Raw genomic sequence first — 15,750 nt, forward strand, 5'->3', positions numbered from 1 at the left:
AGTACGCCCGGGAGGAAGCCGACGGCTCCACGACGGTAATCATCGCCGACTTACCCAGCCGACCGATCGATAAAGGCATCCCGGAACCGGGGCTGCTGGCGGAGATCTGCGTGGCCAAGTACGTCGATCATCTGCCCTTTTACCGCCAGATCCAGCGCTTCGAGCGCGATCACAGCTGGGTGGTGCACAAGGCGACGATCAATGACTGGTTCGCCGCCACCTGCAGCCTGCTCGAGCCGCTTTATCGGAAGCTGCTCACAACGGTAGTGGAAGCGGACTACCTGCAGGTAGATGAGTCGACGATCAAGGTACTGGCATCGGAAAAGAAAGGCAAAGCCCACCTGGGCTACCAGTGGGTGTATCGGGACCCTGGATCTGGCTTGGTGCGCTTTGACTACCGTAAAGGGCGCGGGGTGCACGGCGTGATGGAAAGACTGGCGGATTTTACGGGCTACCTGCAGACGGATGGGTACAAGGCCTATGAGACCTACCTGCGCAAGCATCCGGGGGTCACGGGCGTGAGCTGCCTGGCGCACATCCGGCGCAAGTTCTTCGACGCCCGCGAGCAGCATCCGCAACTAGCGGAACTGGCGCTGGCGGCCATTGGCTTTCTCTACCACGTGGAGGCCCACTGCCGACGCCAAAACCGGTCGGCAGCCGAACGGCTGGCCCTGCGGCGGCGGCTGAGCCTGCCGGTCTACGAAGCCCTACTGGACTGGGCGGCATACGAGCAGCGCAACAACCTATCGAGCGGGGCCATCGGCAAGGCCCTGCACTATGCCAAAGATCAATTACCCCGTCTGAAGCCCTGCTTCGCCGACGATCGTATAGAAGTGGACAATAACTTGATCGAAAACTCGATCCGACCGCTGGCGCTGGGCCGGAAAAACTACCTCTTCGCTGACTCCCACGCCGGGGCGCAGCGGGCGGCGATGCTGTACTCTTTCTTTGCCAGCTGTAAAAGACTGGGGGTCAACCCTTGCAACTGGCTGCGGGACGTCTTAGAACGCATCGCAGACCATCCAGTCAACCGCCTGGAGGAGCTACTGCCGCATCAGTGGGCCATGGCTAACGCGCAGGCCGGTACGGAAGAAGAGTGAAGTGAGCAACACGGGGTTGCTCGGACGCTTACTGATGCTCAACAGCTCGTCCTCGCGCGTTTGCGGATCCAGACCGACGGGCTTGGCAAAAATCTGCGAGCCACCGGCCAGTAGCTCTCGTTTCCAGGTACTAATCTAGGCCGGAGCCAGCTGGTGTTTTTTAACTAACTCCACTAGACTACAATGCTCCGAAGTGGCCGCCACGGCGACCTTGAACTATAAGGTGAAATTACGAAGCTTAATTTTGTCACACGACGATTATGACGATGTCTGACTTACCGGTCTAAAATATTAAATATACATCAGCTTCCCTGGTTAAACAGGTAGTTCACGATCAAACAACACGGCCTTAGCTTGACTTTAGCCCTTTTCTAACGAAGGGCTAGGATTTGAAGAAACCCCGGTGGGAAGTAAATTGAGGTATCTGACCTCCCCAATTATGCTTCGTTTTCCACCAGAGTTCCAGACGGTAATATCCGCATTTTCTCCTGCTTTCCGCAGCCGGGTATGGCGAAAAGCCCAGACGCTGCTACTGGGTGCCATCTGCTGCCCGGGTAGTCGGACGGTTTGCAACTGCCTGCGCGGCCTCGGCTTGGCCCAGGAGAAACGATTTCATAAGTACCATCGATTCTTGAGTAAGGATAAGTGGTCCGCGCTGCGGTTGAGTGAGTTGCTGCTGGTTAGCTTGGTAGACGCTTTTATTGGGCCGGGTATACCGCTAGTTTTCGGGATCGACGAGACGATCGAGCGTCGTTGGGGTGGCCGGCTTCGCAAGCGGGGTATCTACCGGGATGCGGTGCGGTCTTCCGGTTCCCACTTTGTCAAATGCAGCGGTTTGCGCTGGATGTCGTTAATGCTACTGGCTCCGCTACCCTGGTTGACGAAGGGCTGCTGGGCCCTGCCCATACTGACCGCTCTGTGCCCTTCCGAACGCTACTGGCAGCAGCGCGATGAACCCCGCCAACACAAAACCCTCTTGGACTGGGCCGGCCAGCTTCTAGCCTGGCTAGCCCGGTACACGCCTTCGTTCCACCGCCCGGTTTACCTGGTTGGAGACGGTACTTACGCCACGTATGAGCTAATGGGCAGAGCTACCGCCTGCGGGGTAGGGTTGATTACCCGGATGCGCCTGGACGCCCGGCTCTTTCACTTTCCTCCCGCACGGGTAGCCGGCAAGAGAGGCCCCAAGCCAAAGATCGGCGGACGGATATTGAGTATGACCAAGCGGCTCACCGATCGGCGGATTAAATGGAGCGAAGTAGTATTTACCGAGTGGTATGGCCACGCCAATAAGCAGATGGTCATCACCTTTGGTGATGCTATCTGGTCACGGCGTAGCGATCAAAAAGTGCCCTTACGCTGGGTGCTCATCAAAGATCCTGAGGGCAAGCTCGATCCGGTGCTGTTGGCGTGTACGGACCGAAACGCTGCGGCCGTCGACATCGTAGGCTTCTTTGTGCGACGCTGGCGCGTGGAAGTAACTTTTGCGGAGGTACGCCGACACCTCGGGGTGGAGACCCAGCGGCAGTGGTCGGATCTGGCGGTAGAGCGAAGTACGCCGTTGCTATTGGGACTCAAGTCAGTAATCTGCCTACTGGCCAAGCCCCTATTTGTAACCCAAAAGATCAAATTGGCAACCACGGCTTGGTACCCAAAGCAGGCCTTTACCTTCTCGACGATCCTGGCTGCAGTACGTAGGCAGATATGGGCGGCCGGCAATTATTCAACTTCACCGCAGAGCAGTCAGGTTCAAAATTTAAAAGCAAGGATTGACTACCTGGAGCAATTGCTGGTCGATGCCGCCGCGTGAGTTCGCTCGAAAGGGCTAAAGTCAAGCTTAGGCCTAACACATTCTACTACAGGTGTAGTTGATAAACGAACTTATTGGATCGAATAAAGCGAATAGCCTAAACTTTCACCCGAGGTCACAGTTCATTTTGGTGAGTATCTTCCAAAAATATAAATATAAATCCATTATTCACGAACCATTTTTTTCATCCAACGCGCGTTTCCCTGCCTAATTTCTACGAAATACCACCCCGGTGGTACGTTTTGCAGGGAAATTGATACTTCTTTTGCATTGGGGGGTATAACATCAGTTTCTATTGATATTCCATCAATAGTTAAAATAGTCACTTCGGCTTTAGATGCGCTTAGACTTGGTATTCTGACAGTAATCCACGAATCAGCAGGAGATGGAAAAACTTTAATTTCTGATTCTTGATACGACAATAGAGATGTACTCTCATCAAGGTGACATTGTGCATCAGTTCCAATGCAATAGTCGATAACTACGGGATTCCCACTGTTTGTTCGCAAGGTGTCATAATATGTGAGGGGTCCGCCACCGATCATACCAAACCCCTCGTAAAATTCGTCTAGAGGACCTCCCATCACGGCTATTTGAGTACTACGTGTTTTCCCAAACAAAGAACGATTGACTACAGAGTCAATATGCATTGGTGAACGGAAATAGTATCCCTTAATGGAATCGCCTTGACTACCTGAAAAGTCATGGATGAGGGTATCACTTGTCAATATATGATCCACCTTGAAAAGAGTGCGGGGAACACGGCCAAACAATTTATGCAGAGTTGTATCATCGCGAAGCAGGGCATACAACGTTGGGTCTTCGCTGATGAGATAGGGTGGAACAGCATCAAGGATGTTTTGACTGGGAGGAAGGTACTCACGAATAATTAATTTTTTGTAAAGTGTATCGTTTATAACTGAATCTCCCCGTATTGATAGCACATAGTGTCTGTTCAAACTGCCGTCGATATCAATACCGTTACCATCAAAGACAATCCAGTGGGTATTTTCAATCGCTATTGGCAAATATTGTCCATAACAGTAGTTTGATACCAGCAGAAACCATGTAAAAATATTGAGTACGCGCATAATAAAGTCTTTACGGAGTGTGAAAGTATTTCTTGTACACTACAATTTACCCAACGGCATCAAAAACAAAAAATTTTGTGCATTTTGATTAGCATTTTAAGAAATTGGTAGTCCTTTCGGCGCTGTTGTATAAGTACAGATGGTGTAGCCAGCGCTAAGCTCTAATCGTTCCGTTCATGGGTAGGGGTGCGAGATGGGTATACTAAGTATCAGTTCTACCTATTGGTCAGATCAGCCTGATACTGGAATGTCGGCAATATTGACGTGCAACTCCTACATATTTGGTGGCGGTACGTTTAGACAGTGCGCAGACTACTCCACAGTTCACCTATGCCCTTAGCCTGCCAAGCAGTATACGGAAAGCCTGATTCGCGGCCTGCTGCAGTTGATCCGCTAAGATAGCCATCATCATTAAATAAGCCACCACTCAGGGCTGACAAGTCCAGAGCGGTGATTTAGATTACAATGGCCCTGCGGCGGTTGTAGGAGTAGGAGGACTGGAAGGCGGCCTTTTTCGAGATCATCAAGCTGAATCGCAACTTGGCCACGGCTGAACTCTCCGTTTTTACCTAGGCTCGATTTAATCTTTCCGCACGCCGCTACGCCGAGATTTACCCCGTAGCGATTAAGTAAGTTCAGCGTGAATTAACTGCGGACCAGCCGGTGGATTATAATACACTATAATACCTCGACAAAATTGGACCACGAGCTAAGTTGAAAACTTAACTTTTATTATGAAGCGATCGAGAAGAAAATTCACCACTGCCTTCAAGGCCAAAGTCGCCATTGAAGCCCTAAAATAAAGACAGATGCGGGCCGAACTGGCCGGGAAATTTGAGCTATACCCCAACCAGATCAGTCAGTGGAAGCAGGAGTTCATCGCCGGCTCCGAACAGGTCTTCGAGCCGGGAAAAGGCACTCCGACCTCTCCCCCTGAGACCGGCCAGGTGTCGGAAGCAGAAGCGAAGGAACTCTACGCCAAGATCGGCCAGCTGGAGATGGAGCGCGACTTTCTAAAAAAAAAGCTTAGCCAAGTGGGACCAGCTGAAGTAAAACGCTCGCTAGTAGACCGGGCCGTTCCCCTTCCCGTGCGACGGCAATGCGGACTACTCAGCGTTAGCCGAGGCAGTGTGTACTACGCACCCCTGGGGGCTATCTAATACGCTAGCGGCAGAAGTCAGCCTGGGGGTGATTTACCAGACCATGGCCAAGTACGGGGCGCCCGAGATACTTAACTCCGACTAGGGCAGCCAGTTTACCTGTGTGGAGTACGTCCACTATCTCAAAGACCAGGGCATCGCCATCAGCATGGACGGCAAGGGCAGAGCACTAGCAGGCATCTACATCGAGCGCTTCTGGCGTAGGATTAAGTATTAACACATCTTCCTGAATCCGGCCGACGACGGTCGCCAACTCTATCAGGGAATCGAAGAGTGGCTTCACCGCTACCATCACCAGGATCACCAAGGTATCGGCCGGGTAAAACCAATCCAGCGGTACAAAAACGCCGCCTAACTTTTAACTAACTAACTTGGCTCCGTGGTCTGAGGACCCGAGGTATTATAGATCCCGTCTGCGTAAGGCAGCTCAACAGACTCAGAAATCACCCGGTGCCCGCCGATCCGGTGCCCTCACGGATGATGATTAATTTAACGACCGGCGTTCTTGCCACAGCTGCAACCGAAAGCTAACTTTTAACGGCGCAACCACGTGGCCACCGGTAGCCTGGAATCCACAATTTCGGGGGGGGGGGTAACTTGATTACTTGTTTCGGTGTTTACCCCATTTAAACGTGGCGATTATATACAATTCTACACTAAAATATATTAAAATGGAATTGCCACCAATTGATGAAAATAGCCTTGAGTCCGGTATCAAAGAGTACGTTTTGTTTCTTCGGGCTAACGGCGTAGAAACATTTGAATCGTGTGAGGGCGGGCCCGGGCACTCTTTCCCAGAACCTACAATAAGGTTCTATGGGGATAAATACGAAGGGATAAAAGCGACATACCTATGTCTAGCAAACGAAGTGCCCCTGTGCCAGATTCGGCGGACCATAACGGTCAACCAAGACAAAGAAGTTTCCTCACCGTTTTGGGAAGCCGTGTTCGACTACCAGTGCAATCGGCCCGATAAGACCTTCTATCGAAACGACGCCGCGCTTACTTTTTAAAAAGATTGGCGCAAGTGCTGCATTGTTTCTTGCCTCCGGTCCCCTTCACCAAGTTCCGTTTTTCAATGTTATTACCGTCCCAGCAATCGCTATGATTATGGTACACGTCCCTATTTTTCCCGTGGTAAGCGGCTACTCTGCCCATAGTGTTATGTATTTAGGCGTTAAATAATGTGGTTAAAATCAATTATCTTTTGGATTGTATTGCAATGCTTTTACAAGCCCTTTATCAAAATCAGTTAACTGCTCTTTGTCAATTGGCTCAACAGTTCGCCCCTTATCGTCAAAACTAAAGGGTATTTCAAGTTGCCCCGCCTGTCTTGACTTAAGCTTTGCGAATTGCTGCCACATGTGTTTCATGTTGTCAGATAGCTGGAACAGAGTAATGATTTGATTTATTTGAGCAGCTAGATGGGGGCTACCGATATTTTCTGTTAGCCCTTGGTGCCACCTTACGGTATAGTTGCCGGCCTCGCTCTTAGGCACCATGGATTTTAATTCCTCGACAACTCCGTCGGGGAGTTGGTCGTAGACCAAAGTCGTTGTCCATCTTCCGACCACGCCGGGCCTCTTTTTAATGCCTTTTACTGTATAGTCCCACCCATTTAGACGGAACAATTCTTTGTAAAAAATATCCGGGAACCGCTTTTGCCACGGCAACAGTTCGGGACTGATGTAGGCTTTTAAGATTCGTTGCAATTCATCTTGCTCTCTCTCGTGCTGGTATCCCGTTGCTTCGTCGACTAAGGCTATAATGCCTACTGTCGCAAAACCCTTAAGCAGCTTGTAGGCGTTCTCAGCCGTTTCGCGCCGTGATTCAGGGATGGCGCCCTTTTGGTGCGCTTTTACCCACACATCGCATATTTCCGGCAGCAACTCAGCGGGTAACCCCGTAGATTCAACCTGGCTCACCGAGAGGTAATCGATTGACAATGAGACCTTTTCGCGCAAATCCTTCGAAATATAAGGGTCTAAATACCTAGCGTACAAGTAGCGCGGCTTGCTGGCGCCCCCCTCTTTCCTTTTTCGCCAATAAGAGCCTGACGCAACCGCTCCAATAGAGTCGGCAATGCTCCTTTCAGATACGACCCTCGTACCGTCTTCTAGGACGGCACAGGTAATTGTAAGGTCGTTTACCTCTAGTTCGCCTTGGTGAGTTGCTTTAATCAAAGGTGTGTTAGACATAGTTTTCGTTTAAAAGGGTAAGGGAAGTTGCTTTGCAGGTTGATCACTGGTAAGTACATGGTACTTGGTGCGCACTGCGCAATTAGCCAGTAGCTGATTGATGCGGGCAGATTCTTCTAGGTCACGTGTGTTGAAGCGGAACGAGCTTGCGTCAACGTACTTCTGCAAGTGCTTCTTAGAAACATGGTGGTAAACACCGATGATGCTACGCTTAAGCCCCGACCAAAAGCACTCAATGGTATTCGTGTGTGCGGAACCGACAACGTATTCCTTTTCGCCGTGCTTTACGACTTGCAGCTTGTACGCTCCCCGGATAGCGTTGTAAGCGCCCCACTCGTCCGAATAGACTTGCGCGGAAGTATCCACGTGCTGCTCAATTAGCGGCTTTATATCCTTCCCTGCAACGCCTTCGGTGACTTTAGCGACGACTTTGCCACCACGCTGTACCATACCCACCACTGGCGTCTTGTCTTTCGTGCTACGCCCTTGGGAGCCTTTGGTTTGCTTGTTCTTGTTCTTCCCACCAACATAGGTTTCGTCAACCTCGACTTCACCGTCTAGCAAGTCGCTGTCGTCAATGCCGAAGCAAGCGCGGATGCGCTGCAACATGAACCATGCAGTCTTTTGGGTTACCTTAATATCCTTAGCCAATTGTACGGAAGAGACGCCCTTCTTATGGGAAGTGATCAACCAAATAGCCATAAACCATTTTTGCAGCTTGATCTTGGTGTTGTCAAACATGGTTCCGGTCTTGACATTGAAGTACTTGCCGGTGTTCTTGCACTTGTAACGGTTACCCTTGCAGTTGTAGACCTTGCTGGCTTCGTCAAAAGGCGAAACTACCGTACCGTTCCAGCGAAGACCTTCTAAGTGATCAATGCACGTCTGCTCCTCGGAGAACGTGTTGATGAGGGAAAGAAGGCTGTCGAAGTCAGTGTTGATCATCTTTAGTGCGTTGGGTGCACATCAAAGATAAGTAGTTATTTACACTTATGCAAGCCTATCGGTGTATAGTTGTATATAATCGCCTTAAACGTTTTTGGCTCGGATTTTTCTGGAGACGGACTGGATCTCGCCACTTCAGCAGAAGCCATAGTAGCATTTCGACAAATCTGCTTTTACTTAACATAATAACTAAATTTTTCAATTTTTCCTTTGAAAATCAGCCACTTACTTCATGCCCATAATAATACTTATGTTAAGTAGAGGGTTTGGAGGGCCTCCCCCGCCGTACCATTTGATCGCATTTTTCCATCCAAAGCCACCGGGGGGGGAAATCTCGTTTTGACGTATTCTGATTGGCATGCTTGCTCATACTGGGGCGTCGCACGCAACTCCCAGGATGATTGACTCGTCCTTACTGATGATCACCGCGCCGACATGCTGCCCACCACGTTCCAAACCTTTTCTCCGCTCGATGCTGCTGTAGCCAAACACGTTGATTATTACTATCTGGAGCGGAAACCGGAAAACACGGTGACTACTTTTGAGTGCTTTCCCCACTACAACAATACGCTTTCCCTCTACGCCGCTCACCGGATGCCCGGAGTCGGTCAGATCGTACATGACCCTGCGGCGCCGCCGGCCCAAATCTTCACTCCGGTGCGCGATGCCGTGCTGCGTGTTCGGCAGATCGGAGCGGTACACCGTGTCGTCATCGTTTTTCACGCTCTCGGAATCCAGCACTTCTGGCGGAACGTAGACTTTGCCACCTACCAAGTCACCTATCCCTTCTTCACGGACCGGGAGCTTAGCTACATTCTGGAGACCGACGATACCCGCCTGTTGTCGTCCTACCTGGACGGGTTTCTCAAGAGTCGCTACGTACCCCGCCCCCCGGACTTGGTTACGAGCATCATAAATTACCTATTCGACCATCCCGTCCATTTTTCTGTAGCGGAGATGGCCAGGGATTTGGGAGTTAGCCGCCGGCACCTTCTGCGGGTGTTCCGGAATACCATCGGAGTCTCGCTGAAGAGATTTCACAAAATCATCGTCCTGCGAAGTGTGATGGATCGCAGGCTGTCTGGCAGCGACGAGAACAACTTGACGCAGCTGGCCTACGCCGCAAACTTCAGTGACCAAGCTCACATGATCAAACTCTTTCGCGGACTGACCCAAAATGCTCCCCGGCAGTTTTTTGCCCGGGGCGAGCAACCCGGCAATGCGGGTCTCTTTTGGCACCGGCTGCGGTGAGCGTGTCCCAATCGTACAATTCTCGGCGCCATCACAAGAGTACCTTGGGGTAAAAACACTGACGATGCGCCCCCTAATTGTAATGCTTGTCCTCTTATCCTTTTCGGTTACCGCCCGCGCTCAGAAGACATACTCCACCATGACGCGTACCGCATTGGAAACAATGTGGGAATATCAGGGAAACAAAACTACCAAGTTTGATTCGCTGGGTTATCGGTTAGCACTACGCCGTTACCAGGAAGCCTTTACCGAGTTTCCAGACAGTATAGAATGGAGCGGCTTGTATAAGGCTTCCGTGCTTGCCGGTGAGCTTGGAACCCTTGATACCGCGTTTCTGTACCTGGAGCAGTTACTGAGCCTACCCGATCCCGAAGGGACACGGTGGCGGATTGTCGTTGGTAAGTACGGTGAATCGGATTACTCGAACTTACTGCCCGACCCGCGGTGGCGGACTTTAGTAGCTCGGGAAGGACAGCGTAGGGATGCGTTCTACGCTGCCCTGCGTGACCGGGAAGAGGCACTACTTGCCGCGCCAGCTTTCCTTCCAGACACTAGCCTTAGTGGCGCAGCGCTTTACCAACAGCTTAGTAGGTTCGAAAATTATCTGCCGAAAGAAGCCGGCGACTATTCCGTCAGCCTACCCATCAACGACAGCACCGCTACTTCCTACCTGGTTCACCTACCACCGGGCTACAGTCCGCAAAGGCAGTATGCAGTGCTAGTTTTCCTGCACGGGGCGGTCCGGCGGAATGCCCTTGTAGAGTACCAAACGGGCAAGTACGTACTGACGGGGGACAACCGCTTCTACACCGAGTACGCCGACTCCGCCGGGGTAATTCTCGTGTTTCCCAAGGGTAGCCGGGATTACAACTGGATGACTTCGGATGCGGGGTTCTTTATGGTACCCACGCTCGTTCGCCAACTCAAGCAGTCGCTCAACGTAGATGATAATAAAGTCTTTGTTACGGGGCACTCGAATGGCGCAACGGGATCATTCTCTTACCTTATGAAGCAGCCTACGCTGTTTGCGGGGTTCTACGGCTTCAATACCTATCCGAAGGTATTCACCGGGGGCACGTTCTTAGAGAACGCCCTGAACCGCCCCTTCCTGAATTTCTCTACCGACCAGGACTACTACTATCCGGCTGTGGCGCACGATAGTCTAAGCCTATTACTGAAGCGAATAGGGGCTGACTACCGAGACGTGCGCTTTGCAGGGTTTCCGCACTGGTTTCCCCGGTTTGATGAATCTGAGGAAGCCTTTGCTCTGCTTTTTACCGACCTCGCTCGGCGAGAGCGCGACCCCTACCCCACTAAACTAACCTGGGAGTTCGATGATAACTACTATGGGACGGTTGACTGGCTTGCCGACATGAAGCTGGACACCCTGGCAGAAGCTGCGGTGTGGCACCAGCCATCACGCAACTTCGTTATTTCGGAATGGTTGGAGTACGATGATCGAGATAGTCTGGTCACCAAAGTAGTAGACCGCGAAGCGTTCGATTTTCCTCGCCGGTCAGGTAAGGTCGTCGCCGAGTACGCGGACAATACCTTTCGGCTCAAGACTTCACGCATCAGCGACCTTACCATCCGTATTTCGCCCGAAATGGTAGACATGGACCTTCCGGTGAGGATTTATGTAAACGGAACACTCGCTGCGGAAAGTGACGTACGCTATGATAAGCAGCTGATACTAGGGGGCTTTAAACGCGGCCACGACCGGGAACAACTTTGGGTAGATGTCATTCAAATCCACCGTCTAGATTAAGGTAAATTGCGGCTCAAACTGAAAACAAATAAGCTGTAGACACTTGTGCGGGAACTCGGGTTCTACAGTAACTCACGGCTCTTCTAAATTTTTCCGTGAAGGATTTTGAAGCCCTAGGTTTCTTTATGCTAAGTAGAGTGCGAAAAGTCGATCTGAGCCTTTCCTCAGTCATCCTACCATTTAAAATCATCAGCTTCCTTCCCCAGAAAGTTCTTCCTTGCCAAGTAAGTAATCAGACTAGCGGAAATAGATACTGACAGTTCAGCTTCTTCAATACTAGGTGGCATACCCTCCTGAAGATGTCTTCCATTATTGCTAGCGTAGCCGTACAACTTTGCAACGACCTCACCTAATGGCCTAGGCAATACATCTGGATTTTCCTTTACTAGTTGACCCAGAGTAGCTTTATCCTGTCCAGTGATGTCTCTAATGACACACTCTAGGCCCGCCAATGCATGCTGAATTCCACCGGTTAAGTCAGGTTTAGGCCGTCGTGAAAGGTCCTTAATTGCCTCGTGGATTTCGCCTTTTGCAGTTGGCTTGTTAGCTGCAGCAAGCGCATCGACAGCCCGCACCTTCAAAGCCTCAAACTGATCATCCCCCCGGAAAATAATTTCCCCTTGTTCTAGCTGCCAGCCTATGCCATTCCTCAAGAAGAAGGAATTGATACTTCGAGTAAATTCGTCAGCTTCCTCTTCCTTCAAAGCGTCCACGATCAACTCAATAGCATCATAGGTATAAAACCAAGAGTTACCCTGCAAATGTCCCTCGATCTCCTGTCGCATCCAACCGTTCTCTTGCCAATTACCACTGAACGGGGCACTATGCACAGCATGGCAGACTAGCGCTCGCAGCGGCTTTAGTGTAAGACTGGAGTGTAAAGCGGAATTTACCACGAAACTACACAGTTCTTCAGGTGCGTCTTCCCTGACAGTAATTGGCACGGCGGGCTCCTGGTAGTTATTTCTTTCACTAAATGAAGGTGGCATAATCCAGATCTTGCTTGAGAGGTATACTAGCACCCATATCTAAATCTCCTCTGTTATTTTCTCAGAGGGGAAGATCATCCTGAGATTGAAAGAGGACTAGACTAATTACGGCGCTTGACACTTGCCGACGCAGGGTCATAACAATAATCTTTGATAGTACCATCCATAACTTTTTGTACCATCTCTTCAACGATGAAAATAGGAACCAAAAACCATTCCCTCACCGTCACGGACTTACCGAAGCGATCGTTGATGTTGATCTCTAGTTTGGCGGGCTCGAGGAAGCTATGAAGCAGTTTTTCGAGCTTGAAGCGGTTGATATTTGCCAGTCGGTAGGTGGCTATGACCTCCACCCCGGCCAGTAAGAAAGTCGCCTCGTTTTCCGCATTCGCAATGCGACTTTTGACCTTCCCCCCAGTTACACCGATCTTATGTACCACCTCCCTATTCTCAACAATCATCGGATGATCCGATAGGCTGCGCAGTACATATACCGTACCACTCTGCTGATCATCATCGGCTAGGTCGCCAGAGAAAAGCGGCCCCTGATTGGGGTCCGTAACGAAGCGACTGGTTTCGTCCTTATACATGGCGCGTATGAGGGACCGCAGGAGAATGTTGCTTTCAGTGGCATTTGAATAAATAACCCTCAAACGAGCATCCTCCTCCCCATTTGGGGCCTTAAACGCTTCCCCTACCTCCGCGATGTGGGCTACCTGACCACCGACAATCAGAAACTGAGCCGCTTTCAATTGAGTTTTAGTGAACCCAGCCTCCTTGCGAAAGCGAATGGTTTCCCGAATGCCCGCGTCGAGCTCCTTTTGCACCCGCTCAAACAGCGGCCGAAAGTCCTCAAAGTCTTCACACACCGTCCGGTTGGCAATCTCCTCGGCGGCCTGTTTTTCGGCCTGGGAGCGGACGTGACGGAGGGTCTTGATCGATGATTCGGCGTCGGGCGTTACGCCCAGTTCAGCCAGCAATTGGTCGTCGTCGAGGTCGTCGGCTACCGTGAGGTCCGCGTCGTACGTTGCGGCCAGGAGGCCCTGCGGATCGAGATCCGTCAGCAGCGTCCGGCAATCCTTTTGCTTACGTATCCGGTCTAGGCGCACGGCGTACAGGCGCTCGAAGATATCGTGGTCTTCGCCGTGGCGGGGCAGGCGGCCGTGTTCCTCCACGAACCGTTGGATCTCCTCGAAGCCGGCGATGATGCGCTGCTCCCGGTTAGTATATTGCTTCGTTTGTTTAACCTCAACTTCTACGCCCAGCTCCTCCAGTAGGGCATCATCTTCCTCGGTGAATTCTCTCCTATTAGCCATTATTCTGCGCTGCTTTTAGTTGAGCCAGTACGGCAATGCCCTGCGCCATCCGTTGCTCCCAGGGATCGGAAGACTTCAGGTCGGGAAGCCGGCCGTGCTCCCGCTTGAACTGGACCGCCCGCTTTGCTAGTTCGCGCGCTTCGTCGATATCGATGCGCTGCTTCTTTGCGGTGATTACCTCCGCCATTGCCCGCAGGCTCTTTTCGTCCATCGATTTACTGATGATGGCGTACGCCTGCGCAAAGGGGTTGATGCTGTCGATCCAGTCGACCTCCAGTTCGCGGACGTCCATAGCCAGCTTACGGATGCCGTCGAGCAAAGCGGTATTGGCCTTCGGTTCGCTGCTATTGCTGTTTCCTACGTTGCTAGCTCCTGCGTCCCCGCCTAAATTCTCTCCCTGTGCTGCCCGTTTTGCTTGCTGCACAATATTGATGGCGGCTACGGCCCGCTGACGTACGGCCTCGACGTCTTCCGGATCGAGGGTAGGATACTTATCCTTGATGATCTTGCCCATCCGTACCTGGGTGAGTTCCTGGGGAATGAGTTCGGTGTCGAAAAAACCGCGCTCGGCCGTCTGATTGTCCTGCACGAAGGCGGCGATGACCTCGTTGAGGTCTTCCTGGCAGATGCGTTTGCCCTGTGGAGTCTTCGGCTCGGTAATGCCCTTGATTTCGATATCGAACTGACCGGTTTTGGGATCGTAGCCGAGATTGGTTTCGTCCTTTTGGTAACCCCGCTCACCGTAGTCGTAGCCTTCCTTTGGGCCACTGTCGGTTTGCTTGGGCGTGAAGTTGAAGCGCGGGGCCAGCACCTGCTCCATCAGCAGGCTGGCGGAAATAGCCTTGAGGGTATCGTTGACGGCGTCGGTAACGGCCTCATCGGAAGCGTCCGGCTCGGCGATCAGGTTGGTGAAGCGGGCGCGGACTTTACCGTTGGCATCGCGGGTAGCGCGGCCGATAATCTGGACGATCTCGGTGAGGCTGCTCCGGTAGCCGATCGTGAGGGCGTGCTCGCACCAGACCCAGTCAAAGCCCTCCTTGGCCATGCCCAGGGCGATGATGATGTCGACGTAGTCGCGGTCGGTTTTCACCTGCGGGGCCTTGAGGGCCGCGGCCACCTTATTGCGTTTGCTCGCATCGTCGTCTACTAGGTCGGCAATGCGGAGGATGTTGCCGGCGGAGGTACGAACGAGGTGGAAGCCCGTCGTCGGGTCCACGCCCTGCCACTCGCCCAGTTCGTGGATGATGTGCTCCACCTCCTTGATCTTGTCGCCCATGCTCTCGCGAGAGTTGACGTTGGGAATGTGGACGATGGTCTTTTCGGTGGGGTCGAGCACCTTGAGGATGTCGTCGGCGTAGGCACCCCGGTAAAAGTAGTAGCCAAGATCAAGCGTTTTGAGGTGCTCGTACCCGTTAAGCTGCTCGTAGTAGGTGTAGGTGACGGTCTCGAATTTCGCCTCGTCCTCCGGCAGCAGTACCGGTACGGCGTCGCCGCGGAAGTAGGAGCCGGTCATGGCCGCAATGTGGGCCTTGTCGCGTGCGATCAGCTCCTGCAGCTGACTGCCGAGTACGTTGTTGTCGTCGGCGCTGACGTGGTGGAATTCGTCGATGGCGATCAGCCGGTTGTCCAAGACCTCCACCCCGAAGCGCTCCACGGCAAACCGGAAGGTGGCGTGGGTGCATACCAGCACCTTGTCGTCGCTTTCCAGGAAGGATTGCACCGACTTCACCTTGCTGCCGTCTTCCCCCGGCGCGTTACACAGATTCCAGCGCGGCTCCACCGACCAGTCGTAGTAAAAGCCGAATTCGCTCAGCGGCTCGTCGGCAAAACTGGAGCCGATCGACTTCTCCGGTACGGCGATGATGGCCTGCCTGACGCCCTGCTTGTTCAGCTTATCGAGGGCGATAAACATCAGCGCCCGGCTCTTACCCGACGCCGGGGGGGACTTGATGAGCAGGTACTGCTCGCCCCGCATCGCGTAGGCGCGTTCCTGCATGGCGCGCATGCCGAGTTCGTTGGACTTGACGGAACTGCCCGTGGAACTGTAGTTGACGGCGAGGGAGGACCGGGTTTTTTGCTTGCTTTCGGACATGGTCGTAAGATCGAAATTTAAGGGCGGGGA

11 protein-coding genes are annotated in these 15,750 nt (G+C 52.3%); 5 read left to right on the forward strand and 6 right to left on the reverse strand.

What is annotated here, in order from left to right; all coding sequences use genetic code 11:
- Positions 1-1,100 (forward strand): IS66 family transposase (tnpC, locus tag DRW39_RS19765; protein WP_116108822.1); only part of this gene is annotated, 1,100 nt, incomplete at its 5' end.
- Positions 1,101-1,539: 439 nt separating this feature from the next.
- Positions 1,540-2,910, forward strand: coding sequence for a transposase (locus DRW39_RS19770; protein WP_116108823.1), 1,371 nt, complete (start codon positions 1,540-1,542; stop codon positions 2,908-2,910).
- A 164-nt stretch (positions 2,911-3,074) separates the two neighbouring features.
- Here the strand turns inward: DRW39_RS19770 and DRW39_RS19775 are convergent, their stop codons facing one another.
- Positions 3,075-4,001: a T9SS type A sorting domain-containing protein gene (locus DRW39_RS19775; RefSeq protein WP_116108824.1), complete on the reverse strand. Its 927-nt coding sequence runs from the start codon at positions 3,999-4,001 to the stop codon at positions 3,075-3,077.
- An 809-nt stretch (positions 4,002-4,810) separates the two neighbouring features.
- Here DRW39_RS19775 and DRW39_RS19780 point away from each other — a divergent pair.
- Complete coding sequence (locus tag DRW39_RS19780; protein ID WP_116108825.1) at positions 4,811-5,161, forward strand: hypothetical protein; 351 nt, start codon at positions 4,811-4,813, stop codon at positions 5,159-5,161.
- 1,196 nt (positions 5,162-6,357) lie between these two features.
- Here the strand turns inward: DRW39_RS19780 and DRW39_RS19790 are convergent.
- Positions 6,358-7,359, reverse strand: a complete 1,002-nt coding sequence (locus DRW39_RS19790) for a P63C domain-containing protein (protein ID WP_116108827.1) — start codon at positions 7,357-7,359, stop codon at positions 6,358-6,360.
- 9 nt (positions 7,360-7,368) lie between these two features.
- Positions 7,369-8,304 (reverse strand): IS1595 family transposase, encoded by a 936-nt coding sequence (locus DRW39_RS19795; RefSeq protein WP_116108828.1) that lies wholly within the window; start codon positions 8,302-8,304, stop codon positions 7,369-7,371.
- A 435-nt stretch (positions 8,305-8,739) separates the two neighbouring features.
- Here DRW39_RS19795 and DRW39_RS19800 point away from each other — a divergent pair, with 435 nt between their 5' ends.
- Complete coding sequence (locus DRW39_RS19800) at positions 8,740-9,555, forward strand: AraC family transcriptional regulator (RefSeq protein WP_116108829.1); 816 nt, start codon at positions 8,740-8,742, stop codon at positions 9,553-9,555.
- A 64-nt stretch (positions 9,556-9,619) separates the two neighbouring features.
- Complete coding sequence (locus DRW39_RS19805; RefSeq protein ID WP_198664960.1) at positions 9,620-11,323, forward strand: alpha/beta hydrolase-fold protein; 1,704 nt, start codon at positions 9,620-9,622, stop codon at positions 11,321-11,323.
- Between the two features lie 173 nt (positions 11,324-11,496).
- Here DRW39_RS19805 and DRW39_RS19810 read toward each other — a convergent pair whose 3' ends face one another.
- The 3 genes from DRW39_RS19810 to DRW39_RS19820 form a co-directional block, all read right to left on the reverse strand.
- On the reverse strand, positions 11,497-12,312 hold the full coding sequence (locus tag DRW39_RS19810; RefSeq protein WP_157976240.1) for an AbiJ-NTD4 domain-containing protein: 816 nt from the start codon (positions 12,310-12,312) through the stop codon (positions 11,497-11,499).
- 101 nt (positions 12,313-12,413) lie between these two features.
- The gene (locus DRW39_RS19815) at positions 12,414-13,628 is read right to left on the reverse strand and encodes a GIY-YIG nuclease family protein (RefSeq protein WP_116108832.1); all 1,215 of its coding nucleotides are present in this window, start codon (positions 13,626-13,628) and stop codon (positions 12,414-12,416) included.
- Positions 13,621-15,720: a DEAD/DEAH box helicase gene (locus DRW39_RS19820; protein WP_116108833.1), complete on the reverse strand. Its 2,100-nt coding sequence runs from the start codon at positions 15,718-15,720 to the stop codon at positions 13,621-13,623. Before DRW39_RS19820 ends, DRW39_RS19815 begins: the two co-directional genes overlap by 8 nt.
- Positions 15,721-15,750 lie beyond the last annotated feature (30 nt).

The organism is Lewinella sp. IMCC34191 (assembly GCF_003390935.1).
Taxonomy (GTDB): domain Bacteria; phylum Bacteroidota; class Bacteroidia; order Chitinophagales; family Saprospiraceae; genus Neolewinella.

Coding starts and splice junctions, on each gene's coding strand:
- DRW39_RS19770 (WP_116108823.1), top strand. CDS start 1,540: ATGCTTCGTTTTCCACCAGAGTTCCAGACGGTAATATCCGCATTTTCT.
- DRW39_RS19775 (WP_116108824.1), bottom strand. CDS start 4,001: ATGCGCGTACTCAATATTTTTACATGGTTTCTGCTGGTATCAAACTAC.
- DRW39_RS19780 (WP_116108825.1), top strand. CDS start 4,811: ATGCGGGCCGAACTGGCCGGGAAATTTGAGCTATACCCCAACCAGATC.
- DRW39_RS19790 (WP_116108827.1), bottom strand. CDS start 7,359: ATGTCTAACACACCTTTGATTAAAGCAACTCACCAAGGCGAACTAGAG.
- DRW39_RS19795 (WP_116108828.1), bottom strand. CDS start 8,304: ATGATCAACACTGACTTCGACAGCCTTCTTTCCCTCATCAACACGTTC.
- DRW39_RS19800 (WP_116108829.1), top strand. CDS start 8,740: ATGCTGCCCACCACGTTCCAAACCTTTTCTCCGCTCGATGCTGCTGTA.
- DRW39_RS19805 (WP_198664960.1), top strand. CDS start 9,620: ATGCGCCCCCTAATTGTAATGCTTGTCCTCTTATCCTTTTCGGTTACC.
- DRW39_RS19810 (WP_157976240.1), bottom strand. CDS start 12,312: ATGCCACCTTCATTTAGTGAAAGAAATAACTACCAGGAGCCCGCCGTG.
- DRW39_RS19815 (WP_116108832.1), bottom strand. CDS start 13,628: ATGGCTAATAGGAGAGAATTCACCGAGGAAGATGATGCCCTACTGGAG.
- DRW39_RS19820 (WP_116108833.1), bottom strand. CDS start 15,720: ATGTCCGAAAGCAAGCAAAAAACCCGGTCCTCCCTCGCCGTCAACTAC.